This is a genomic window from Acetobacter fabarum (assembly GCF_029069195.1).
Lineage (GTDB): Bacteria > Pseudomonadota > Alphaproteobacteria > Acetobacterales > Acetobacteraceae > Acetobacter > Acetobacter fabarum_A.
In genome coordinates this window covers 92,989-114,786 of sequence record NZ_JARDYK010000003.1, presented here as the reverse complement: position 1 = coordinate 114,786, position 21,798 = coordinate 92,989, and the positions used below count along the sequence as shown (strand labels likewise).

At 58.1% G+C, this 21,798-nt stretch carries 21 protein-coding genes; 9 read left to right on the top strand and 12 right to left on the bottom strand.

Annotated elements, in window-relative coordinates; genetic code table 11:
• Nucleotides 1-45: 45 nt before the first annotated feature.
• Together PY793_RS06190 and rho are read left to right on the top strand one after the other, a co-directional pair.
• Nucleotides 46-1,191 carry a magnesium transporter CorA family protein gene (locus PY793_RS06190; RefSeq protein WP_408744681.1) on the top strand — a complete coding sequence of 382 codons (1,146 nt, stop codon included), beginning with the start codon at nucleotides 46-48 and terminating at the stop codon, nucleotides 1,189-1,191.
• A 247-nt stretch (nucleotides 1,192-1,438) separates the two neighbouring features.
• Nucleotides 1,439-2,737: a transcription termination factor Rho gene (rho, locus tag PY793_RS06185; RefSeq protein WP_275177228.1), complete on the top strand. Its 1,299-nt coding sequence runs from the start codon at nucleotides 1,439-1,441 to the stop codon at nucleotides 2,735-2,737.
• Nucleotides 2,738-2,799: 62 nt separating this feature from the next.
• On the opposite strand, the gene PY793_RS06180 is transcribed toward rho, so the two are convergent.
• Nucleotides 2,800-3,084: a sulfurtransferase TusA family protein gene (locus tag PY793_RS06180; RefSeq protein ID WP_275177227.1), complete on the bottom strand. Its 285-nt coding sequence runs from the start codon at nucleotides 3,082-3,084 to the stop codon at nucleotides 2,800-2,802.
• A gap of 161 nt (nucleotides 3,085-3,245) precedes the next feature.
• Between PY793_RS06180 and PY793_RS06175 the strand changes: the two genes are divergently transcribed.
• The 4 genes from PY793_RS06175 (at nucleotide 3,246) to PY793_RS06160 (ending at nucleotide 6,996) form a co-directional block, all read left to right on the top strand.
• A complete protein-coding gene (locus PY793_RS06175; RefSeq protein WP_275177226.1) occupies nucleotides 3,246-3,743 on the top strand; it encodes a Fur family transcriptional regulator in 498 nt (165 codons plus the stop codon).
• Nucleotides 3,740-4,585: a GNAT family N-acetyltransferase gene (locus PY793_RS06170; RefSeq protein ID WP_275177225.1), complete on the top strand. Its 846-nt coding sequence runs from the start codon at nucleotides 3,740-3,742 to the stop codon at nucleotides 4,583-4,585. The genes PY793_RS06175 and PY793_RS06170 overlap by 4 nt, the downstream gene beginning before the upstream one ends.
• An 86-nt stretch (nucleotides 4,586-4,671) precedes the next feature.
• Nucleotides 4,672-6,351 (top strand): apolipoprotein N-acyltransferase, encoded by a 1,680-nt coding sequence (lnt, locus tag PY793_RS06165; protein WP_275177224.1) that lies wholly within the window; start codon nucleotides 4,672-4,674, stop codon nucleotides 6,349-6,351.
• 135 nt (nucleotides 6,352-6,486) lie between these two features.
• Nucleotides 6,487-6,996, top strand: a complete 510-nt coding sequence (locus tag PY793_RS06160; protein ID WP_275177223.1) for a helix-turn-helix domain-containing protein — start codon at nucleotides 6,487-6,489, stop codon at nucleotides 6,994-6,996.
• Nucleotides 6,997-7,096: 100 nt separating this feature from the next.
• Here the strand turns inward: PY793_RS06160 and PY793_RS06155 are convergent, their stop codons facing one another.
• Complete coding sequence (locus tag PY793_RS06155; protein ID WP_275177222.1) at nucleotides 7,097-7,870, bottom strand: DUF2076 domain-containing protein; 774 nt, start codon at nucleotides 7,868-7,870, stop codon at nucleotides 7,097-7,099.
• Between the two features lie 28 nt (nucleotides 7,871-7,898).
• Nucleotides 7,899-8,057: a hypothetical protein gene (locus PY793_RS06150; protein ID WP_275177221.1), complete on the bottom strand. Its 159-nt coding sequence runs from the start codon at nucleotides 8,055-8,057 to the stop codon at nucleotides 7,899-7,901.
• 46 nt (nucleotides 8,058-8,103) lie between these two features.
• On the opposite strand from PY793_RS06150, the gene PY793_RS06145 reads away from it, so the two are divergent.
• Entirely contained in the window at nucleotides 8,104-8,988 is an 885-nt protein-coding gene (locus tag PY793_RS06145) for a glycine--tRNA ligase subunit alpha (RefSeq protein ID WP_275177342.1), read from the top strand.
• Between the two features lie 4 nt (nucleotides 8,989-8,992).
• Nucleotides 8,993-11,053: a glycine--tRNA ligase subunit beta gene (gene glyS / locus PY793_RS06140; RefSeq protein ID WP_275177220.1), complete on the top strand. Its 2,061-nt coding sequence runs from the start codon at nucleotides 8,993-8,995 to the stop codon at nucleotides 11,051-11,053.
• Between the two features lie 102 nt (nucleotides 11,054-11,155).
• Here glyS and PY793_RS06135 read toward each other — a convergent pair whose 3' ends face one another.
• From PY793_RS06135 to PY793_RS06095, 9 genes are all read right to left on the bottom strand, one after another.
• The gene (locus tag PY793_RS06135; RefSeq protein ID WP_275177219.1) at nucleotides 11,156-11,332 is read right to left on the bottom strand and encodes a DUF1328 domain-containing protein; all 177 of its coding nucleotides are present in this window, start codon (nucleotides 11,330-11,332) and stop codon (nucleotides 11,156-11,158) included.
• Nucleotides 11,333-11,442: 110 nt separating this feature from the next.
• Complete coding sequence (locus PY793_RS06130) at nucleotides 11,443-12,183, bottom strand: OB-fold nucleic acid binding domain-containing protein (RefSeq protein WP_275177218.1); 741 nt, start codon at nucleotides 12,181-12,183, stop codon at nucleotides 11,443-11,445.
• Between the two features lie 137 nt (nucleotides 12,184-12,320).
• Complete coding sequence (gene purH, locus PY793_RS06125; RefSeq protein WP_275177217.1) at nucleotides 12,321-13,898, bottom strand: bifunctional phosphoribosylaminoimidazolecarboxamide formyltransferase/IMP cyclohydrolase; 1,578 nt, start codon at nucleotides 13,896-13,898, stop codon at nucleotides 12,321-12,323.
• Between the two features lie 94 nt (nucleotides 13,899-13,992).
• Nucleotides 13,993-14,730: a tRNA (guanine(46)-N(7))-methyltransferase TrmB gene (gene trmB, locus PY793_RS06120; protein WP_275177216.1), complete on the bottom strand. Its 738-nt coding sequence runs from the start codon at nucleotides 14,728-14,730 to the stop codon at nucleotides 13,993-13,995.
• 18 nt (nucleotides 14,731-14,748) lie between these two features.
• Nucleotides 14,749-15,936, bottom strand: a complete 1,188-nt coding sequence (gene metK, locus PY793_RS06115; protein WP_275177215.1) for a methionine adenosyltransferase — start codon at nucleotides 15,934-15,936, stop codon at nucleotides 14,749-14,751.
• Nucleotides 15,937-16,124: 188 nt separating this feature from the next.
• Nucleotides 16,125-16,904, bottom strand: coding sequence for a 4-hydroxy-tetrahydrodipicolinate reductase (dapB, locus tag PY793_RS06110; RefSeq protein ID WP_275177214.1), 780 nt, complete (start codon nucleotides 16,902-16,904; stop codon nucleotides 16,125-16,127).
• Nucleotides 16,905-16,909: 5 nt separating this feature from the next.
• Entirely contained in the window at nucleotides 16,910-18,046 is a 1,137-nt protein-coding gene (gene dnaJ / locus PY793_RS06105; RefSeq protein WP_275177213.1) for a molecular chaperone DnaJ, read from the bottom strand.
• A 154-nt stretch (nucleotides 18,047-18,200) separates the two neighbouring features.
• Entirely contained in the window at nucleotides 18,201-20,108 is a 1,908-nt protein-coding gene (dnaK, locus tag PY793_RS06100; RefSeq protein WP_275177212.1) for a molecular chaperone DnaK, read from the bottom strand.
• Between the two features lie 194 nt (nucleotides 20,109-20,302).
• Complete coding sequence (locus PY793_RS06095; RefSeq protein ID WP_275177211.1) at nucleotides 20,303-20,884, bottom strand: nucleotide exchange factor GrpE; 582 nt, start codon at nucleotides 20,882-20,884, stop codon at nucleotides 20,303-20,305.
• A gap of 189 nt (nucleotides 20,885-21,073) precedes the next feature.
• On the opposite strand from PY793_RS06095, the gene PY793_RS06090 reads away from it, so the two are divergent.
• Nucleotides 21,074-21,790: a response regulator transcription factor gene (locus tag PY793_RS06090; protein ID WP_086646319.1), complete on the top strand. Its 717-nt coding sequence runs from the start codon at nucleotides 21,074-21,076 to the stop codon at nucleotides 21,788-21,790.
• Nucleotides 21,791-21,798 lie beyond the last annotated feature (8 nt).

Here is a 21,798-nt window from a genome sequence, read left to right as displayed (position 1 = left end):
GGCACAGACTGGGAGAATCACATGTTTCTGGCCCACAGGCCCGGTATGCCTGCTCGCGCCGTTGAAACGGAAGACGATGCCAGAAATGCTGTCTGGCTGGATCTCCTCAACCCCACTCCCCATGAACTGGCTCTGGCGGAAAAACTCTGTGGCCAGCCCATTCCCTCACTGGAAGACCTGAGCGCGATCGAAAGTTCATCACGTATCAGTGTCCGCAATGGCGCGGCTTTTCTGTCTTCCCCCCTGCTACGCAAGAGCGGGTCGGATTTCCAGACCATGCCAGTGGGTTTTATCCTGACCGAAAAACAGCTTTTCACCATCCGTTTCCAGTTCTATCTGGCGTTCGAGAGCGTGGCCCAGCTTGTAGCGGGCTGCATGACCTCCGCCATGCCCCCGCCACACACCGCACCTGAACGCCCAAGCGCGCCCCCACCACCAACCGAGATCCCGCCCCAGCACGACGCCCTGCTCCATTCGGGCGAGATACTGGTGGCTCTGATCGAAGCCATTGTGGACCGGCTGGCCGATATTCTGGAAAGCATGGGCAACCTGCTGGACACGCTCTCGCACGATATTTTTCGGGCCCGCACGCAACAGCCCCCCATCCGCAACGTGGCCGTGTGGCAGCGCAACCTGCTCCAGCGGGTTGGAGAGGCGGGCAATCTGTGCTCACGCATGCGGGACACGCTGCTGGGCATGGAACGCATTGCCCTGTTTCTGGGCGAAAGCCGCAAAACCGCATCTGCCATTCCGGCCACAGGGTTTGCCCTCACGCCCCGCACTCCCCCCTCCACGCCACTTGCCACGGCAGCGCCGGGGGAAGACAGCAAGACAACGGCCGCCTATGTGTTATCGGGCATTCTGCGCGCGCGCATTACATCGGTCAGCCATGATCTGTCTTCGCTTGATGCCTATGTTTCCCAGTCACAGGACAAAGTGGAATTTTTGCTGGACGCCACTCTGGGATTCATCAACATCGAACAGAACGGGGTCATGAAGGTGCTGACCGTTGTCAGCTTCATTGGGGTAGCCCCAACCCTGATTGCTGGTATTTACGGTATGAATTTCAAATACATGCCGGAGCTGAACTGGTCTTTTGGCTACTGGTACTCGCTCGGGCTCATGGCGGCCACCATTGTACTGCCCCTGCTGTGGTTCTGGAAAAAAGGCTGGCTGGGGGGCATCAAGTAACTCCCGGCCACAAAAGGCCCGCCCCATTCCTGTGTTGACGATCAATTCCGCCGCGAGTAGTATCCGGCTCCAGACGCTGGCTGACTTCACCTGCCCAGCGGTATTCCTTCCCGTCAGGTTCCTTCCAGCTCGGCCTTGCCTTGGCAGGCATGCCTGCTTCCGGTCTTCCCGACCGGCTCCGTCGCAGCATGGAACGACCCGGACCTTCCCCTTTTGAACTTCTCTTGCCAGTCAGGGCATTTACTAGATGCATCTTGCGGAACTCAAGGCCAAGTCCCCAGCCGACCTTCTGGCCTGCGCTGAAGACCTGAATATCGAAAACGCGTCCTCCCTGCGCAAGCAGGACATGATGTTCGCCATCCTCAAAACGCTGGCGGATAATGATCAGGCCATTTATGGCGAAGGCACGCTAGAGATCATGCATGACGGGTTTGGATACCTGCGTGCGCCCGAATCCAACTACCTTCCCGGCCCGGATGATATTTATATCTCCCCCACACAGGTCCGTCGCTTTGGCCTGCGTACGGGTGACACGGTTGAAGGGCAGATTCGCGCCCCACGTGATGGCGAACGCTACTTCTCCATGCTCAAGATCAACACGATCAATTTTGAGTCGCCCGATGCGGTTCGCCACCGGATCAATTTTGATAACCTGACCCCGCTCTACCCCGAGCGCCGCCTGCAGATGGAAGTGGAAAATCAGGCCACCGCCCCAGAACCCAAGGGCGACAAAAACAAAAAAGGCTCCCAGAAGGACTTCACCCCACGGGTGATCGATCTGGTATCCCCCATTGGCATGGGCCAGCGCGCCCTGATCGTGGCGCCGCCGCGCACGGGCAAAACGGTCATGCTTCAGAGCATTGCCTCCTCCATCAGCGCCAATCACCCCGAAGTGTTCCTGATCGTCCTGCTGATTGACGAACGGCCCGAGGAAGTGACCGACATGGCCCGTTCCGTCCGGGGCGAAGTCATTTCCTCCACCTTCGATGAACCAGCACACCGTCATGTGCAGGTAACGGAAATGGTGCTGGAAAAAGCCAAGCGGCTGGTCGAGCACAAGCGCGATGTAGTTATCCTGCTGGACTCCATCACCCGTCTGGCGCGCGCCTATAACACGGTTGTACCCTCATCGGGCAAGGTGCTGACCGGTGGTGTGGACGCCAATGCCCTGCAGCGGCCCAAGCGCTTCTTCGGTGCGGCCCGTAATATTGAGGAAGGCGGCTCCCTGACCATTATCGCCACCGCCCTGATTGATACCGGCAGCCGTATGGACGAAGTCATCTTTGAAGAGTTCAAGGGCACGGGTAACTCCGAACTCATCCTTGACCGCAAGCTGGCCGACAAACGCACCTTCCCCGCCATTGACATCACCAAGAGCGGCACACGTAAGGAAGAACTGCTGGTTGACCGCGCCACCCTGTCCAAAATGTGGGTGCTGCGCCGGATTCTAGCACCCATGGGCACCATGGATGCCATGGACTTCCTGCTCGACAAGCTGAAATACAGCAAAACCAACAATGACTTCTTTGAAGCCATGAACAACTAGGCCAGCCACAGGGCCGAGCCCTGCGGCTCAGGCAGGCCGCATCTGCTGAGTGTCTGTCTTTTTCAGGCTGAAGCAGATGCGGCTTCTTTTTTGCGGATCGTCAGCACCACACTCCCGTCGGGCTGGGGTGTATCTGCCAGAATGATATGCCCCAGCGCCCTCACGGAACGGCTGACATTACGGTGTGGCTCCTCCCCCACAAGACGCACCACCAGCAGACCACCGGAAGGCAGACCATCCAGCGCCAGACGGGTGCGCACGAAGGTCATGGGGCATTTTTCCTCCGTAATATCCAGAACCACGGCGCTGGCGGCCTCCTCCTGTTCGGGGATCAGGGTCTCATTCACGCGGATTTTCCTTCTTCCGAGGGGAAAAAAAACAGGCAAGCATCATACAGACAGGCATACACACCATAAAAAAACTGTATGATCGTGTAAAATTGGACAAACACCTCTGACTTCGGCTACCTGAATGATGAACGCAGAGATGATAACATGAGACAGGGTTTGTGACCTTGAAGGTACAAGCGGCAGAATCACGGATTGAGCAGCTGTGTATCGAACACGGCCTGAAAATGACCGGACAACGGCGCGTTATCGCCCGTGTTCTTTCCGAAGCAGACGATCACCCGGATGTGGAAGAACTGTACCGCCGTGCGGCTGTGCTGGACTCCCGCATTTCGGTGGCCACCGTATATCGCACGGTGCGACTGCTTGAGGAAAAAGGCATTCTGGAACGCCGGGACTTTGGCGGTGGGCGTGCTCGGTACGAAGCAACAGAACATGGTCGGCACCATTACCACCTGATCGACGTCGATAACGGGAAAGTGATCGAGTTTGAAGACCCCGAACATGAAGCTTTCATGAAGAAGGTGGCAGACCGGCTTGGGTTCGAGTTTGTCTCCATGCGGCTGGAACTGTTTGGTAAAAAACGCCAGCCCCCAGCAGCCAATGCTTCCTCGGGCAAAACAACGCCCCGCTCACGCCGCAAGGGAGAGCAGACATGAATTCCACACAAACCACAGGCGGGCTCTCAACGCTCGATCTTGACCGTTCGCGCTTTCCCGAACTGCATGGCGGCAGCCTGAGTGTCCGTATTGCTGAAACCGATGAGGAACGCGATGCCGCACAAGCTCTGCGCTACCGTGTTTTTTATGAGGAAATGGGTGCTCACCCCAGCCCGGAAACCCTACGCCTGAAGCGCGACATTGACGAGTTTGACAGCGTTGCCGACCATCTTCTGGTCATCGACAACGCCATTGCCTCGGACGCACGCGGCGTTGTGGGGACCTACCGCCTTGTACAGGGAGATGCCGCCCAGAAGATCGGGCGCTTCTATTCTTCCAACGAATACGACATTACTCCGCTCAAGGAATTCCCCGGTCGCCTGCTGGAAGTCGGACGCTCCTGTGTAGACAAGAACTACCGCGGTCGGGCGGCCATGCAGCTTTTATGGCGCGGCATTGCGTCCTACATCTTCCTGCACCGCATAGATCTGCTGTTTGGCTGCGCCAGCCTGCCCTGCACGGACCCGGACCAGATTGCAGATGAACTGACCTATCTGTACCACAATCATCTGGCTCCCCCCGCCCTGCGCGTGCGTGCGCTGGAAAACCGCCGGGTGGAAATGCTGCGCACGGACCCACACACGCTGAATGTGCGCCGCTGCCTTGTTGGGCTGCCGCCCCTTATCAAAGGGTATCTGCGCCTAGGCGGTTATGTGGGAGATGGTGCCGTCATCGACCCGCAGTTTAACACCACCGATGTTGCCATTCTGGTAAAGAGCGAACTGCTGGCAGACAAGTATTACCGTCATTACGAACGCCGCCTGCGCGATGCGCTGGATTAGGTCATATATGGCAAGCTGCCCGTCATCCTGATCTTTAACGGATTTATCAGGCAGGCGGGCAGCCTGCCTGTGCCATGAGCACCCCTATGCCCTCAAAAAACGTGTTTTCCCGCTTTTATCCAAAACGGGAAACCCTTTGTTTTGTTGTCTTTATGCTGGGGCTAGGTGGCATATCCACACTGGCGCTACCGCCACTCCATATTCTGCCAGTCCTCCTCCTGAGCTTCGGTCTGCTTGGGCAAAGCCTTAACACCGCCCGGAACTGGCGGCACGCGGCATGGACGGGTGCCCTGTTCGGGTTCGGCTTTTATGCCGCCGGTCTGTACTGGCTGGTCAATGCCGTACTGATCCGGGCGGATGAATTCTGGTGGTTTGTCCCGTTCCCCTCCCTTGGATGCGCGCTCATTCTGGCCCCCACGGTGGCGGTTCCGGCTGCATTATGCACCCTGCTCCCCCCCGGATTACGCCGCCTGAGCGCCTTTGCAGCCCTATGGACCCTGTTTGATATGGGGCGTACCTTCATCTTCAGCGGTTTTACATGGAACGCATTAGGGAGCTGCCTTGCCATACCCGGCCCTGTGGGCACGCTGCTGATCCAGCCAGCCGCATGGGTAGGGGAGGACGGCCTGACCCTGGCTCTGGTTCTGCTCGCCCTGCTCTGCGGGATGTCCCTGCTGGACCAAACGCCACTCATCCGCTGGACCGACCGGCTGCTTGGCGTCCGTCATGCCCGTGCCCCCCTGCCATCTGCCGTACGCAGGCGTGTTTTTGCAGGCTCAATTGCAGGTATGCTGCTCTGGTGTGCTGCAAGCACTGTGCGGCTTTACACTGTTCACCCAACCGGCGCGCCGGGCCCCATTGCCGTCATTGTGCAGGGGAATGTGCCTGAAGCCGAAAAGATAGGTCGACAAAGCCCGCGTGATATTTTTACGCGCTACCTGCATCTGACCGCTCAGGGTGTGCAGGCTGCACAGGCCTTGCAGGAGGCGCAGCGCAAGCCGGGTGAGCATTTCCACCCCATTGTGTTTCTCTGGCCTGAAACCGCTTTTCCCGGCTACGACCTGTTGCAGGACAGCCCCCGTGCGCGACAGGCCATTATGGAATGGGCACCTGGAGCCGATGCGGGAATTATTGGCGCGCTCCGTATGGATGAGAGCGGGCATTACCGCAACTCCGTTATGGCGCTCGCACCCGATGGCAGCATACAGGCCATCTATGATAAAGCCCGGCTTGTACCGTTTGGTGAATATCAACCCCCCTTCATTCCTCTACAGATTGTTCCGCAAGGCGGCATGATCGCAGGACCTGGCCCGCAGACATGGCATCTGCCTGATATCCCCCCTGTTGGTCCTCTTGTCTGCTACGAGGTTATTTTTTCGGGTGATGTGGTAAACCCCCATGACCGCCCCCAGTGGCTGGCGAACGTGACGAACGATGCATGGTTCGGAAACAGCGCAGGCCCACGCCAGCACCTTTCCTCCGTGCGTTTGCGGGCGGTGGAAGAAGGACTTCCCGTAGCCCGCGCCGCCAATACCGGCATTTCCACTGCTTATGATGGTATGGGCCATATGCTGGACCATCTGGAATGGGGCAAGGCAGGCATGCTGACCGTAGCACTCCCTGCCTCACTTCCGCCAACCTTGTTTGGCAGGATGGGGCAATCCATTCCACTGTCTCTATGTGTTGTGGTGCTAGTATTGGCCTGCCTACCCCGTCGCAATCACCAGCGAGCGACCAGTCCCCCCAACATTACAACACAGTTTTAAAAAGGCAGGCATTGTTATGGCGGCATTATTTCATGTTTTTCTCGAACGTTTCCAATTTTCCTTTATGAAACGTTAAGATTACATGTTATCCGTCATCTTGTTCCAGCCTTTATAGCCGCGGGAAAAAACCCAGTCGTGAGCAAAACCGAGCCTTTGACGGATCCAGCCTCCACGATATCCACCCATGCCGAAACAATAGATGCCCATGTTGGCAAGCGTATTCGGCTACGCAGGACATTACTGGGGTTATCGCAGGAAAAACTGGGCGAAGCACTCGGGGTTACTTTCCAGCAGATTCAAAAATATGAACGGGGCACCAACAGAGTAGGAGCTTCCCGGCTTTACGATATTGCAACAGCGCTGGATGTACCGATCAGCTTCTTTTTTGATGATATGCCCAGCCCGGCAATGCCGAGCATGATCAACACAGGATTTGCCGAAACACGCAAATCCTTTGGCTCCCCCATACCCGCGCCTGCTCTGCCTGCCCCCACAGCACAGGCCATGACGGACGAACAGAACCTGCTGGCCAGAAAAGAAACACTCGATCTGGTCCGCGCCTATTACCAGATTCCAGACAAAGCCTTGCGACAGAAAATGCTGGACCTCATTCAATCCATGGCCCAGCCCAATACTTCCCGCTAACTGCACAGGTTATCGGCGATCTGCACATCCGCATGCACAAAAAAGGGTGACGCCTGCGCGCCACCCTTTTTTTAATTTCTGCAACTAGAAAACCCGGAGATCAGAAGCTCTGATCGTCGCCACCACCCCAGTCTCCGCCTGCATCTCCGCCCCAGTCGCCACCACCGGCATCAAAACCCTGATCGGCCTGCACGCCAGCACCTGCAAAAGGATCAGCTCCTGTATCGCCGTAATTGTTCACAATGGTTTCGTTGGTGGTAGCACCGGCCGCACCACTTTCCCCCACACCGCCATCATGATGGCCGCTAAACAGGCTGGTCAGCGCATTGGCCGCCAGCATGCCACCTGCAACACCCGTAGCTGTTGTAAGCGCACTGCCCAGAAAACCCGACCCGCCCGAGAATGCGGAGGGCTGCATGCCATACGGCATAGGCTGCGGCTGATACTGCTGTGGCATGGCCGGACGCCCACCCCAGCCCGGAGGCGGAGCAGACTGCGGCTGGGCGGACTGCGGCTGGGCCGCCTGCCCACCACCAAACAGGCCACCCAAAAATCCGCCGGACTTCTGCTGCCCGGCATTGCTCTGCTGCTGTGCAGCCTGCAGGGCTTCCTGCGCCTGCTGAAGCTGGAACTGCAACTGCTGAATCCGATTCTGTGCCTGCACCAACGCAGCTTCCTGCACCACGGCCATCTGGGTCACGCGGTAACGGGCTTCTGGATATTTCTGGAATTCCTGCGCAATAAACTGGTCTGCCTGTGGGTCAATCGCGGGCAGGTTGGGCTGGTTTGCCGGTGCGCTGCCAAAGCCGCTCTGGGCAGCCCCGCCAACGCGGGCCATAAATTTTTCAATAAGATCGCGTTCTTCGTTTGTCATTCCATACCTTCCCACCCTGCCGGGCCAATTACAGCACCAGAGCTTTGTGCCAGAACACTCTGGCCAAGATGTGGCGCGCCCACAAGCCTGTTACAAGAGAGAACCCGACAAAGGAAACCCTGTCATAAGGTCCGCCTTCTCTTTCGGTCTGGCGCGTGGGGCTGTATGGTGTGGGCACGCGTGCCATGCGCACATTCAACCTGACCGTCATATTGCGGAGTTTCATCCATACCATGGACCCGGCGTCTCCCCGCCCTACAGAGCGACCCCTTTCCTTTCAGGATCTTATCCTGACCCTGCACCAGTTCTGGTCAAAACAGGGGTGCGCCATTCTCCAGCCCTATGATCAGGAAATAGGCGCCGGTACACTCTCCCCCCACACAACCCTGCGGGCTTTGGGGAACAAACCCTGGAAGGCCGCCTACGTGCAGCCCTGCCGCCGTCCGTCCGATGGACGGTACGGAGAAAACCCCAATCGCCTCCAGCATTACTACCAGTATCAGGTTCTGCTTAAACCCACCCCGGAGGAAAGCCAGAAACTGCTGCTGGACAGCTATCGTGCCATCGGCATTGACCCTGACAGGCACGATATCCGCTTTGTGGAAGATGACTGGGAAAACCCGACCATTGGCGCATGGGGGCTGGGCTGGGAAGTATGGTGCGATGGCATGGAAGTCACGCAGTTCACCTACTTCCAGCAGGTTGGCGGTATTCCCGTAACCCTGCCCTCCACGGAACTCACATACGGGCTGGAACGTCTGGCCATGTATGTGCAGGGTGTGGAAAATGTGTACGACCTCGACTACAACGGCGCGGGCCTGAGCTATGGCGATGTGTTCTTGCGGGCCGAGCAGGATTACTCGCGCCATAATTTTGAACTGGCCAACACGGAACGTCTTTTCCAGCACTTTAGCGATGCGGAAAAAGAAAGTGTGGCACTGGCCGAGGCTGGCGTTGCCCAGCCTGCCTACGACCAGTGCCTTAAGGCCAGCCATCTGTTCAACTTGCTTGATGCGCGCGGCGTCATCAGCGTAAGCGAACGCGCAGCCTATATTGGCCGGGTACGCACACTGGCAAAACTGTGTTGCGAAACCTGGCTGGCAGGCGAGGACAAATAAGATCATGCCCGAATTGCTGATTGAACTTTTTTCCGAAGAAATTCCCGCCCGCATGCAGCAGCAGGCAGGCGAAAACCTGCTCCGCCTGCTGGGCGAGGCTCTGGCCCCGCTCAACCCCGTGGACGCCAGAAGCTACACTGGCCCCCGCCGCATTGCCGCCTCTCTCAACCTGGACGCCATGGTGCCCGGCCACACAGTTGCCGAACGTGGCCCGCGTGAGAATGCGCCGGAAAAGGCACTGGAGGGCTTTACCCGCAAACATGGCGTCAGCAAGGATGCGCTGACCCTGCAAAACGGGTTCTGGGTATTAGAACGCGAAGAAGCCCCCATTGGGGCCGCAGCCCATATTGCCGCCATGATGCCCGACCTGCTGCGCCGCTTCCCCTGGCCCAAATCCATGCGCTGGGGTGCAGGCAGCACCATGACATGGGTACGCCCCCTGCGGCGGATTGTCTGCCTGCTGGATGGCCAGATCGTACCATTTTCCACGGCTACGGCAGAGGATAACGGCCACAACCTGAGCGCTTCCAACCAGACCGAAGGGCACCGCTTCCTCAACCCCGGCATCATGGATGTCACCAGTGCCGCACAATGGCAGCGAGACCTGCATGAACGCCATGTGATGGTCCATGCCGCCGAGCGCCGTGCGGCCATTACAACGGGGCTGAACGCACTGGCGCAGGCCGAAGGGCTGAGCATTGTAGCCGATGCCGGGCTGGTGGATGAAGTGGCAGGGCTGGTCGAATGGCCTGTTCCCTTTCTGGGGCAGATCGACCCCATCTTCATGGACCTCCCCCCTGAGGTCATGCAGGTGTCCATGCGCGTCAACCAGCGCTATTTCGCCCTGCGCAACAGCGATGGTTCGGCAGCACCACGCTTTGCTTTTATCGCCAACATCATTCCCGCCGATGATGGCGCACTGGTTGTCAGCGGGAACGAGCGCGTGCTGCGCGCCCGCTTTGCCGATGCCCGGCACTTCTGGAACCTCGACCGCAAACATAGCCTTGCCTCCCGTGTGGAAGGGCTGAACACCATTACCTTCCATGCCAGACTAGGCTCGCAGGGGGAACGCACATGCCGCATGATGCGCCTTGCGGCCATTCTGGCCGAAATGACTGGTGCCCCTAGCGCACTGTGCGAACGTGCAGCCGAATTAAGCAAAACCGACCTGACAACCGGCATGGTCGGGGAGTTCCCCGAGCTTCAGGGGGTCATGGGTGGGTACTATGCCCGCCATGATGGCGAACAGCCCGAAGTGGCCCAGGCCATTAGCGAGCACTACACGCCGCGCGGCCCGGGAGACGAGGTGCCAGTAGCCCCTGTTTCCGTTGTGCTGGGTCTGGCTGACCGGTTTGACATGCTGACGGCCTTTTTTGCCGCAGGTGAAAAACCCTCAGGATCAGGCGACCCGTTTGGCCTGCGCCGCGCAGCCCTTGGTATTATCCGCCTGATCCGTGAAAACGGGTTGCGGCTGGACCTGATTAAACTGTTCACGCTGGCGGCAGAAGCCCTGCCCGAACCTTTGCGCAATGCACCGGACCTGGCCCTGTTGCCCCAGTTCATGGCTGAACGTCTGCGCGTACAGGTCCGTACCGAAGGGGCACGGCATGATTGCCTTGCCGCGATTTCAGTCGATAATGAAGACACGGATATCGTGCGTCTGCTCGCCCGTGCGCAGGCATTGCAAACCATGCTGGAAACCGAGGACGGCCAGAACCTGCTGGCCGCTACCCGCCGCGCCGCCAATATCTTGCGGATTGAAGACAAAAAAGACGGACCGCATGAAGGAATACCCAATCCCGCCCTGTTTGAGCAGGATGAGGAACGCACCCTTTATACAACGCTACAAATGGTGGAACCCGCTGTGGAGCAGGCTTTTGCTGCCGAGCACTTTGCCGATGCCATGCGGGCCGCAGCCAGCCTGCGCCAACCCCTTGACCGTTTTTTTGAAGATGTCACAGTCAACGCGCCAGATGCCGCGCTTCGCCTGAACAGACTTAAACTTCTGTCCCGCCTTGTGCGTATGATGCGTCTGATTGCCGATTTCAGCCAGATTGAAGGCTAAAAAATACCCCACCGTCCGGTCAGGAAGGTGGGGGAATATACAAGCAGATATTATAAGGTTGACAGGACCGGCACGGCCAGATCGTGCCGGTCCTGTACGTTTTTACGGCCCCGAGCGCGAACGACCACCAAAAAACAGGCTGATGATCAACAGCACCACAAAAACAAACAGCAGGACTTTGGCTATTTCCGAAAATCCTGAAGCCGCGCCATTAAATCCGAACAGGGATGCCAGCAGCGCCAAAATAAGAAAAACAATAATCCACCGTATCAACACCATTCTGGCCTCCACTCATCCATGTTCATGCCATGCATGCGCCATGCTTGCGTAGGTGTTCAACGCATAATGGCGGCCACGGTTCTGTTGCCGCCATTTTTGTGTCCGGAGGCCTAGTGTTCATCCGCTCCGGGAATAAGGTCATAGCCCGGTGTCCCCGGTGCGGGACCGGGTGGGGGGACATTCCCCACCGCAATGCCGATCAGCTTATCCGCCGCAGGTCCAATTTCACGCGCATCAATGGCAATGCCCAGATCGCCACTGCTGCCACCACCAACAGCATAGAGCATCTGCCCTGCTTTAAGCAGGCCAGAAACCCGTAACGCCTCGCGCGGAGACAGATAAATAACTGAATGATCCTTGAGCACGGCACCGCTCAGATGACCGCCTGCATCATATAGCGGCATCCAGACCTCGCCATGCAGCACAAGGTCGGGACCAGCGATCATTTCGGGGGAATGCAGCGGCATTTCAATAAAGCTGTCCTGCACCGTGCGCCCACGCGGGCTGGTCACGCTGAAGGCGCGGATAATCGGCAGAACCTGCCCTTTGATACCGCGAATCTCCACCTTGTCCCCAACCTTGACCAGACCAGCAAAGGTATGGGCCTGTTCGGGGGAGACAAAAACCTGTGTGCCATCATCCAGCACAAAACCGACAATGCCCCCGTGAGGTGCTGGCAGAAACTGTACCACGCTCCCCGTAAACACCGGCAGGACGGATAGGTCATACACGCCTGTCGCCTGCGTTTCCGTTGCGGTCTGCCTGGAGGCAAAGGGGGTGCTGTGGGTTGCCGCCTCCTTATGCGCGGGAGCTGCCACCGCAACAGAAGACGCCAGAATCAAACCAGACAAACTAAGCAAAGAGCGCATGAAACAACCACTAAGGACAGGCGCACCCTGCCCCCACCGGGGCAGGACACGGCAATGCGTGAGACTCGTGTGCATACTCTGCCATGAAGGGCCATTCCCGCAAGAGCGGGAAAAGCGCGTCAGTGGCGGAAATGACGCATACCGGTGAACACCATGGCAATACCGGCTGCATCAGCCGCGGCAATCACCTCATCATCACGGATGGACCCACCGGGCTGTATAACGGCGGTCGCGCCAGCGGCCACAATGGTTTCCAACCCATCCGCAAAGGGGAAGAACGCATCAGAGGCCGCTACGGAGCCCTGTGTCAGAGGCGTGGACTGACCCGCTGCCTTAGCAGCCTCTCCACTTTTGCTGGCGGCAATGCGGGCAGAGTCCACGCGGCTCATCTGCCCTGCGCCAATACCCACTGTGGCACAGTCTCTGGCGTACACAATAGCGTTGGACTTGACATGCTTGGCCACCCGGAAGGCAAAGATCATATCCTGCATTTCCTGTTCCGTGGGCGCGCGTTTGGTGACAACCTTCAGCGCTTCGGGAGCAATCCGCCCGTTATCACGGGTCTGGGCCAAAAAGCCTCCGGCAACCGAACGCACAACCGTACCGGCAGCGGTTGGGTCAGGCAGGCCACCCGTCAGCAGCAGACGCAGGTTTTTTTTGCGCGCCAGCAGGGTCTTTGCGTCTTCCGCTGCATCAGGCGCCACAATCACTTCGGTAAAGATGGTGGAAATTTTTTCCGCCGTTATCGCATCCAGTGGACGGTTCAGGGCAACAATGCCACCAAAGGCGGAAACCGGGTCACACCGTAGAGCCTGATCCCACGCTGTGGTCAGCGTGTCTGCAACGGCAACACCGCAGGGGTTTGCATGTTTGACAATAACCACGGCCGGAGCATCAAACTCGGCAACAGCTTCAAACGCAGCATCCGTATCGTTGATGTTGTTGTACGAGAGCGCCTTGCCCTGCACCTGTACTGCCGTGGCCACACCAGGACGGGTACTGCCATCGCGATAAAATGCAGCCTGCTGGTGAGGGTTCTCACCATAGCGCAGAATTTCAGCCCGCTGGCCAGCCAGAGCAAACCGCTCGGGGAATGTATCCTGCGCCTGTGCTGCAAACCATGCCGCAATGGCCGCGTCATATGCCGCCGTACGGGCATAAGCCGCACCAGCATAAAAGCGGCGCATATCCAGCGTGGTGCCACCATCGCCCAACGCATCAACCAACCCTTCGTACTGGGCCGGATCGGTCAGCACCACCACATGCGCGTGATTTTTGGCGGCTGCACGGATCAGGGCCGGGCCACCAATATCAATATTTTCAATGCAGGTTTCAGCATCTGCACCAGACGCAACCGTTTTTTCAAACGGGTAAAGATTCACGGCAACCAGATCAATCGGGCCAATGCCATGTTCGTTCATCTGCTCAACATGCGCAGGCAGATCCCGGCGGCCAAGGATGCCCCCATGAATTTTGGGCACCAGCGTTTTAACGCGGCCATCCAGAATTTCGGGGAAGCCCGTGTAATCCGACACTTCCGTAACGGGCACGCCAGCAGCACGCAGGGCTTTGGCGGAACCGCCCGTGGACAGGATTTCCGCCCCCTGCGCCACAAGGGCACGCGCCAGATCAAGCAGACCGGCTTTATCGGATACGGAAATAAGGGCGCGACGGATAGGAAGCATCGTCTGGCTCATGGGGGACCTTTCGCACGGCAAAAAACGTAATGCGGCTGATTAGCCAACATGCCGCGCAGAGGCAACCAGCCGGAACAAAGAAGATGGACACCGCCTAGCGGCGGGTAAACGTCCAGTAAAGTGGCTGACGGCCAGCGGCTATGGCCTTGGCTTCATACCGGGTGGGAAACCAGCCATCGGGGCGGGTCGTAGCCGGTGGTGACGCCTCAAAATACGGCTGCGCAGACATGACCTCCTGCACCCAGGCCTGATAGGTCGGGTCATCGCTGGCAACGCGCCAGACGGCACCGGGTTTGAGCACCCGGGCACAAAGTTCCACATTCTGCGGATGCACAAACCGGCGTTTGGCATGCCGTGCTTTGGGCCATGGGTCAGGGAACATCAGGAACAGCCGGTCCAGACTGGCATCAGGCAAGGCCCGCAGCACCAGACGCGCATCATCATCCCACAAGCGGAGCATGTCCGGCAGTGGGGCGGTGGCTTCCTGCTCAACAGGCACAAGCTTGTTCAGCAGCGAACACAGACCGTTATGAAAAACTTCGGAGGCTATATAGCCTGCCGCGGGGTGTGCTCTGGTCTGGGCCAGCACATGCTCGCCCCCACCAAAGCCGACCTCGAACCATATCTGTTCTGGCGCATGACCAAAAACAGAAGCTGGCGCTGCTGCCTTATCCAGCGGAAAGCGCAGGCGTGGCAGCGTTTCATCCAGCAGGCGCTCCTGACGGGGGCGTAGCGGATGCCCGCGCTGGCGGCCATACAGCCTTTCCGGCGGAGGTTTTACTTCCACTGCTTCGGGCTGGCCAGCAACAGCCTGACCTTTTGCCTCCGTCATGAACTCGCTACCTTTATATCAGCGCTTCAGTGCGCTGCGCAGGGCGTCCACCAGATCGGTGCGTTCCCATGTAAAGGTATCCAGCCTGTCATCGGGCGTACGGCCAAAATGACCATAAGCAGATGTGATTGCATAGATCGGACGGTTCAGACGCAGGTGCTTGCGAATACCACGCGGCGTCAGGTCCATGACTTCACGCAGGACTTCACCCAGACGGGCTTCATCCACATCCTTGCCGCTCTCATCCAGGTCCACGTAAACAGACAGAGGGTGAGACACGCCGATAGCGTAGGAAAGCTGGATGGTGCAGCGGTCTGCCAGACCAGCGGCCACAACGTTCTTGGCAAGGTAACGGCACGCATAGGCTGCGGAACGGTCAACCTTGGTCGGGTCCTTGCCAGAGAATGCGCCACCACCATGCGGTGCTGCACCGCCGTAGGTGTCCACAATGATCTTGCGCCCGGTCAGACCACAGTCTCCATCAGGACCACCGATAACGAATACGCCAGTCGGGTTGGCATAAAATTCGCTTTCAGGGGGCATCCAGCCTTCAGGCAGCACGCTGCGGGTTACGTCCAGCAGGCTCTCACGCAGAATTTTCTGGTCCGCACCGTCATCATGCTGTGTGGAAATCACAACAGAGGTGGCACCAACCGGACGACCATTGACGTAACGCAGGGTCACCTGACTTTTGGCATCGGGCTGAAGGCCCGCAACACGGGCATCACCAGCGCGACGCAGGTCACGGATGGTATGCAGGATGCGGTGCGCATAATACAGCGGCGCAGGCATGAGGGTATCTGTCTCGTTAGAGGCATAACCGAACATGATGCCCTGATCGCCAGCACCTTCGTCCTTATCCGATGTGCTGTCCACACCTACGGCAATGTCAGCGGACTGAGCATGCAGGTAGTTGGATGCTTCGGCATGACGCCAGGAGAAACCGGCCTGATCGTAGCCAATATCCTTAACAGCCTCACGAGCCAGATGAATCAGCTGCTCAGACGTTACGGACTCGGGACCGCGCACTTCACCAGCCAGAACGATACGGTTGGTCGTTACCAGCGTTTCACACGCCACGCGCGCTTCGGGGTCTGCCGCCAGATACGCGTCCAGAACGGTATCGCTGATCCGGTCAGCAACTTTATCGGGATGACCTTCGGAAACTGATTCCGAAGTAAACAGAAAATCGCCGTCTTTACGCATGATGGTGCCGTTCGCCCCACGCCAGTGAAAAAAGAAAACAGGTAACCATCCCCAAAAAAGGGGACGGCATCCTATGGCGGCATAGCAAGTAATGGTCAAGAGCCATACGCCACCAGCGCAAAAGACAAGCCCCTGTTTTCAGCCCTGCACCAGACGCGGGGCACGCCCCAAGCTGTCCGGGTCATACCTTACAGCGGGGGCAGCCCCAGTACGTCTTCCATGCTGTAAAGCCCTGCTTCCTGCCCTTTTGTCCACAATGCGGCACGCACGGCACCCGTGGCAAAAATACGCCGGTCAAAAGCCCGGTGCGACAGGGTAATCTGCTCATCGGCTGATATGAAAAGAACGTCATGTTCCCCCACGATCTGCCCCCCCCGCAGGGCGGCAAAGCCAATGGCGCCAGATTTACGGGGGCCGGTCAGACCATCACGCCCGCTTTCACGCACATCTTCCAGCGCCACGCCACGACCAAGGGCCACAGCCTGACCAATGGCCAGCGCCGTGCCTGAAGGGGCATCCACCTTCTGCCTGTGATGCATTTCCACAATTTCCGCATCGTAGGAGTCTGCGGGCAAGGCTCGCCCCATCATCTGGGCGAGGCGACGCACCAGTGTGACACCGGGTGAAAAATTGGCCGCATGGACGATGGTCATGTTCCCTGCAGCGTCCCGCAGCATCTGGTTCTGCGGTGCGGACAGGCCCGTTGTACCCAGTACCCACGCCACTCCCGTACCGACCAGGGACCGAGCACTCGACACAAGCGTATCGGCATGTGTGAAGTCGATGACAACCTCGCATTGTTCCGCGAGTGCAGACATGCTTGTAAACAGCGGAATATCCGCAGGCAGGCCTGCTGCCTGCCCGGGCGAGCGGGTAAGACCCCCTGCCACGGTCGCCCCGGCTGCAAGCACTTCCTCAACCAGCAAACGCCCCACACGGCCTGTAATCCCGGCAATACCAATGCGCATGTGTGTTATTCCGATCCTTCAAAAAAATCGCGGACACGGCGGAAAAAACCTGTGTGTTCGGGGCTGTGCTTGATATCTTCGCCCGCCTCTTTCTCAAATTCCTCCAGCAGTTCACGCTGGCGCTTGGTCAGAACCTGCGGCGTTTCCACCGTGACCTGAATATACATATCCCCGCGGGCGCTGGAACGCAGAACCGAGAAGCCCTTGCCCCGCAGGCGGAAATGCGCGCCGGTCTGTGCGCCCGCCGGAATTTTAACGCTCGTGCGGCTGCCATCAATCACAGGCACTTCTATTTCGGTCCCCAATGCAGCCTGCGCCATACGCAGGGGCACGCGGCAGTATACGTTGGCCCCATCACGCTGGAAAATGGAGTGTTCGGAAACGGAGACGTGCACATACAGGTCACCTGATGGCACGCCATTGCCACCGGCCTCTCCTTCTCCTGTCAGGCGGATGCGTGTTCCGTCCTCAACACCTGCGGGAATCTGCACTTTTATGGTGCGTTCCTGCTCTACGGTCCCTTCCCCACGGCAGGCCTTGCAGGGGTCCTTGACCACACGGCCAGCGCCATGGCAGGTCGGGCAGGCCCGTTCCACCACAAAAAAACCCTGCTGGGCACGCACCTTGCCCGCGCCATGGCAACTCGGGCAGGTTTCCACCCCAGCCGCACCATTGTTAGAGCCGGTGCCATGGCAGGAGTCACAGGCGACACGGGTAATAACCCGCACCTCTTTTTCAACGCCTGCAAATGCTTCTTCGAGCGTGATTTCAACATGGGTCTGAATATCGTTCCCACTCCGGGCCTGCCCACCACGGCGGCCCATCATGTCCCCGAACATCTGCTCAAAAATATCGCCCAGACCGCCACTACCAAAGCCGTTAAAATCGAACCCGCCGGGACCTGCCCCACCTCCCTCAAACGCTGCATGGCCAAAGCGGTCGTAGGCAGCGCGCTTCTGCTCATCCTTGAGGACATCGTAAGCCTGATTGATTTCCTTGAACCTGGCTTCCGCCGCCTCATCCCCCGGATTCCGGTCGGGATGAAACTGCATGGCCATCCTGCGATAGGATTTTTTAATTTCCTCGGCAGAGGCCGTGCGGGTTACCTCAAGAATTTCGTAGTAATCAAGCTGAGTAGCCATGAAAGTCCTCTTGGGGCTGCCTCTTGCGTGAGCACAGCATCTGTCCAGAATGTAAAATGTAAAACGGCGTCCGCCTTATAAAAAGCACGGACGCCGGAAAAATAATACACTAAGGCCATGCCTGTCACATGGCCTTAGGGCTGCATGCGTCCGATCAGGACTTCTTGTTTTCGTTCACGTCTTCGAAGTCGGCGTCAACGATGTCTTTTTCGTCAGCCTTGGCACCAGCGGCACCGGCTTCAGCGCCTTCAGCTTCCTGACCAGCCTTGTAAGCAGCTTCACCCACTTTCATGGCAGCCTGTGTCAGCCGTTCCGTTGCACTCTTGAGGGCTTCAACATCCGTGCCTTCCAGAGCGGACTTAACGGCAGCAATAGCACCTTCAGCTTCGGTCTTGTCCGCAGCAGGCACCTTGTCACCCACTTCGGACAGGGACTTTTCAACCTGATGGACAAGAGATTCCGCACTGTTGCGGGCTTCCACCTGCTCACGCTTGGCCTTGTCGGCTGCTGCGTTGGCTTCTGCGTCCTTGACCATCTTTTCAATATCGTTGTCAGACAGACCACCAGATGCCTGGATCTTGATCTGCTGTTCCTTACCAGTGGCCTTATCTTTGGCGGAAACGGACACAATGCCGTTGGCGTCAATATCAAAGGTCACTTCAATCTGAGGCACGCCACGCGGCGCGGCGGGAATACCGGTCAGGTCGAAGTTGCCCAGCAGCTTGTTGTCAGCCGCCATTTCACGCTCGCCCTGATAGACCTTGATGGTCACAGCGCCCTGATTGTCTTCTGCCGTGGAGAACACCTGGCTCTTTTTGGTCGGAATAGTGGTGTTGCGGTCGATCAGACGGGTGAACACACCCCCCAGCGTTTCAATCCCCAGAGACAGCGGGGTAACGTCGAGCAGCAGAACGTCCTTGACATCACCCTTGAGCACTGCCCCCTGAATGGCGGCACCAATGGCAACCACTTCATCAGGGTTGACGTTGCGGGCAGGATCCTTGCCAAAAAACTCCTTAACCGTTTCAATCACCTTGGGCATACGGGTCATACCGCCGACCAGAATGACTTCATCAATCCCCGAAGCGGACAGACCGGCATCCTTAAGTGCTGCCTTACAGGGCTCAAGCGTGCGGCTGATCAGATCATCCACAAGGCTTTCCAGCTTGGCGCGGGTCAGCTTGACCACAAGGTGCTTGGGGCCAGACGCATCAGCCGTGATGAACGGCAGGTTGATTTCGGTTTCCTTGGAGGAGGACAGCTCGATCTTGGCTTTTTCCGCTGCTTCCTTCAGGCGCTGCAGAGCCAGCTTGTCGGAGCGCAGGTCAATGCCCTGTTCGCGCTTGAACTCGTCTGCCAGAAACCCGATGATACGGTTGTCAAAATCTTCCCCACCCAGGAACGTATCCCCGTTGGTGGATTTGACTTCGATCACGCCATCAGAAATTTCCAGAACGGAAACGTCGAACGTGCCGCCACCAAGGTCATACACGGCCACGGTGCCGCCACTCTTCTTTTCCAGCCCGTAAGCCAGAGCTGCTGCCGTGGGTTCGTTGATGATGCGCAGCACTTCCAGACCGGCAATGCGACCTGCGTCCTTGGTTGCCTGACGCTGGGCATCATTAAAGTATGCGGGAACCGTAATAACGGCCTGCGAGACTTTTTCGCCCAGATATGCTTCAGCCGTTTCCTTCATCTTGCCCAGAATGAAGGCGGAAATCTGGGAAGGTGCGTAGTTTGTGCCACGTGCCTCGACCCATGCATCGCCATTGTCACCTTTGACAATGGTGTAAGGGACCATGCCCTTGTCTTTCTGGACGGTCGCATCGTCAAAGCGGCGGCCGATCAGGCGCTTTACGGCATACAGGGTGTTGGTGGGGTTTGTCACAGCCTGACGCTTGGCGGCCTGCCCGACCAGCATTTCACCCCCTTCGGTGAAAGCGACCATGGACGGCGTCGTACGTGCGCCTTCGCTGTTTTCGATGACTTTTGTTTCGTTACCTTCGCGCACGGCCACGCAGGAGTTGGTGGTGCCGAGGTCGATACCAATGACTTTGCTCAATTTCATGCTCCTTTTAGCGACTTCATCCGACCCGAAGCATCAGACAAAGCCCTTTTCCATCGCAACCGGCTGAACCCGGACCAGAACCGGAGCGCAACCAGAATGACAACCCTGATGTATGGTGCGGTTTTCCCTTTTTCAAGAAGGAAAAACCACTCTGCGGGAAGGTTTTTTATCTTCCCTCCCACGCAGTGTTACTGTGCGTCCCCGGTCTTGGCCACGACCACCATGGCAGGCTTGAGCAGACGGCCATGCAGCGTCCATGTCGGGGTCCATGCCTGCATAACCGTACCAGGCGCGTGCTCGGCGCTGGGGTGTTCGGCCATGGCCTGATGCAGATTGGCGTCAAACGCCTTGCCCGCCGGATTGTCGCTCTTGATCCCGTGCCGTTCCAGAATGGACAGGAAGGAGCGCTCCGTACTTTCAATGCCTTCGCGCATCTTGGCCACAACCGTATCCTCACCCTCGGTCGGAGCAGGCAGGCTGTCCAGCGCGCGGCGCAGGTTTTCGGCCGCTTCCACCACATCACGCGCAAATTTCTGCACCGCGTACTGGCGGGCGTCCTCCACGTCGCGCTTGGCGCGGGCCATCAGGTTCTGGTTTTCAGCTTCAGCACGCAGCCATTTTTCCTTGAACTCCGTAACGGAGCGTTCAAGGTCCTGCACATGTGCATCGGCGGCATTCTCGGCAGCGCCCCCTTGCTGGGGGGCGGCCTGTTCGGCCGGAGCCGGATCTACCGGGGTCTCGACCTGTGTGGGTTCTGTATCTTGGGTCATAGAGCAAGAAGTAGGCAACACCGCCCCAGCCGACAAGACCTGTTACCCCCTGCAACGCAGGATTTTATGCACGGCAGCCATTGGCCGGAAAAAAGCGTGCGTCACACCATTCCCCCTCTTGGCATTGGAAGCCTGCGGCGCCTAAGCTAAACAGCTTGCGCTGATGGCAAGGGAAGGAACACACAAACGATGACAGAGCGCACCAAGCAGACAATTGCGCTGGTTGATGATGATCGCAATATTCTGACATCGGTTCAGATGACCCTGGAAGCAGAGGGTTTTAACGTCCGGACCTATACGGATGGCGAATCGGCATTGCAGGGGCTGACGGCCTATCCGGTCGATCTGGCTATTCTGGACATTAAAATGCCCCGCATGGACGGCATGGAACTGTTGCAACGCCTGCGCACCCGCTCCAACCTGCCCGTTATTTTCCTGTCCTCCAAAAATGAGGAAGTGGACCAGCTTATGGGCCTGCGGCTGGGAGCGGATGATTATATTACCAAACCCTTCTCCCAGCGTTTGCTGCTGGAGCGCATTCGTGCCCTGCTGCGCCGTAACGAGGTCAGCCGAGCAGAAGCCAATGGCGCGCCAACAGGCGGCGGCGCACTCACGCGCGGCAACCTCTCGCTCGATGAACTGCGCCACAAGTGCACCTGGAAAGGGGAGGACGTCCCCCTGACCGTAACCGAGTTCCTGCTGGTCAAAACCCTTGCGCAGCGCCCCGGACTGGTCAAATCCCGTGACCAGCTGATTGATGCGGCCTACGGAGACACCGTGTATGTGGATGACCGCACCATTGACAGCCATATCAAACGGGTGCGCAAAAAATTCCGGCAGGTGGATGATGATTTCAACCAGATCGAAACCCTGTACGGCATTGGCTACCGCTACAAGGAAGACTGACCCAAGGG

Excerpts from the sequence above, each read along its gene's own strand:
- dapB (WP_275177214.1), bottom strand. The coding sequence starts at position 16,904 with ATGCGCATTGGTATTGCCGGGATTACAGGCCGTGTGGGGCGTTTGCTG.
- glyS (WP_275177220.1), top strand. The coding sequence starts at position 8,993 with ATGCCCGAATTGCTGATTGAACTTTTTTCCGAAGAAATTCCCGCCCGC.
- PY793_RS06095 (WP_275177211.1), bottom strand. The coding sequence starts at position 20,884 with ATGACCCAAGATACAGAACCCACACAGGTCGAGACCCCGGTAGATCCG.
- trmB (WP_275177216.1), bottom strand. The coding sequence starts at position 14,730 with ATGACGGAGGCAAAAGGTCAGGCTGTTGCTGGCCAGCCCGAAGCAGTG.
- PY793_RS06155 (WP_275177222.1), bottom strand. The coding sequence starts at position 7,870 with ATGACAAACGAAGAACGCGATCTTATTGAAAAATTTATGGCCCGCGTT.
- PY793_RS06145 (WP_275177342.1), top strand. The coding sequence starts at position 8,104 with ATGGACCCGGCGTCTCCCCGCCCTACAGAGCGACCCCTTTCCTTTCAG.
- rho (WP_275177228.1), top strand. The coding sequence starts at position 1,439 with ATGCATCTTGCGGAACTCAAGGCCAAGTCCCCAGCCGACCTTCTGGCC.
- PY793_RS06150 (WP_275177221.1), bottom strand. The coding sequence starts at position 8,057 with ATGGCACGCGTGCCCACACCATACAGCCCCACGCGCCAGACCGAAAGA.
- purH (WP_275177217.1), bottom strand. The coding sequence starts at position 13,898 with ATGAGCCAGACGATGCTTCCTATCCGTCGCGCCCTTATTTCCGTATCC.
- PY793_RS06135 (WP_275177219.1), bottom strand. The coding sequence starts at position 11,332 with ATGGTGTTGATACGGTGGATTATTGTTTTTCTTATTTTGGCGCTGCTG.
- dnaJ (WP_275177213.1), bottom strand. The coding sequence starts at position 18,046 with ATGGCTACTCAGCTTGATTACTACGAAATTCTTGAGGTAACCCGCACG.
- PY793_RS06170 (WP_275177225.1), top strand. The coding sequence starts at position 3,740 with ATGAATTCCACACAAACCACAGGCGGGCTCTCAACGCTCGATCTTGAC.
- metK (WP_275177215.1), bottom strand. The coding sequence starts at position 15,936 with ATGCGTAAAGACGGCGATTTTCTGTTTACTTCGGAATCAGTTTCCGAA.
- PY793_RS06190 (WP_408744681.1), top strand. The coding sequence starts at position 46 with ATGCCTGCTCGCGCCGTTGAAACGGAAGACGATGCCAGAAATGCTGTC.
- PY793_RS06090 (WP_086646319.1), top strand. The coding sequence starts at position 21,074 with ATGACAGAGCGCACCAAGCAGACAATTGCGCTGGTTGATGATGATCGC.
- lnt (WP_275177224.1), top strand. The coding sequence starts at position 4,672 with ATGCCCTCAAAAAACGTGTTTTCCCGCTTTTATCCAAAACGGGAAACC.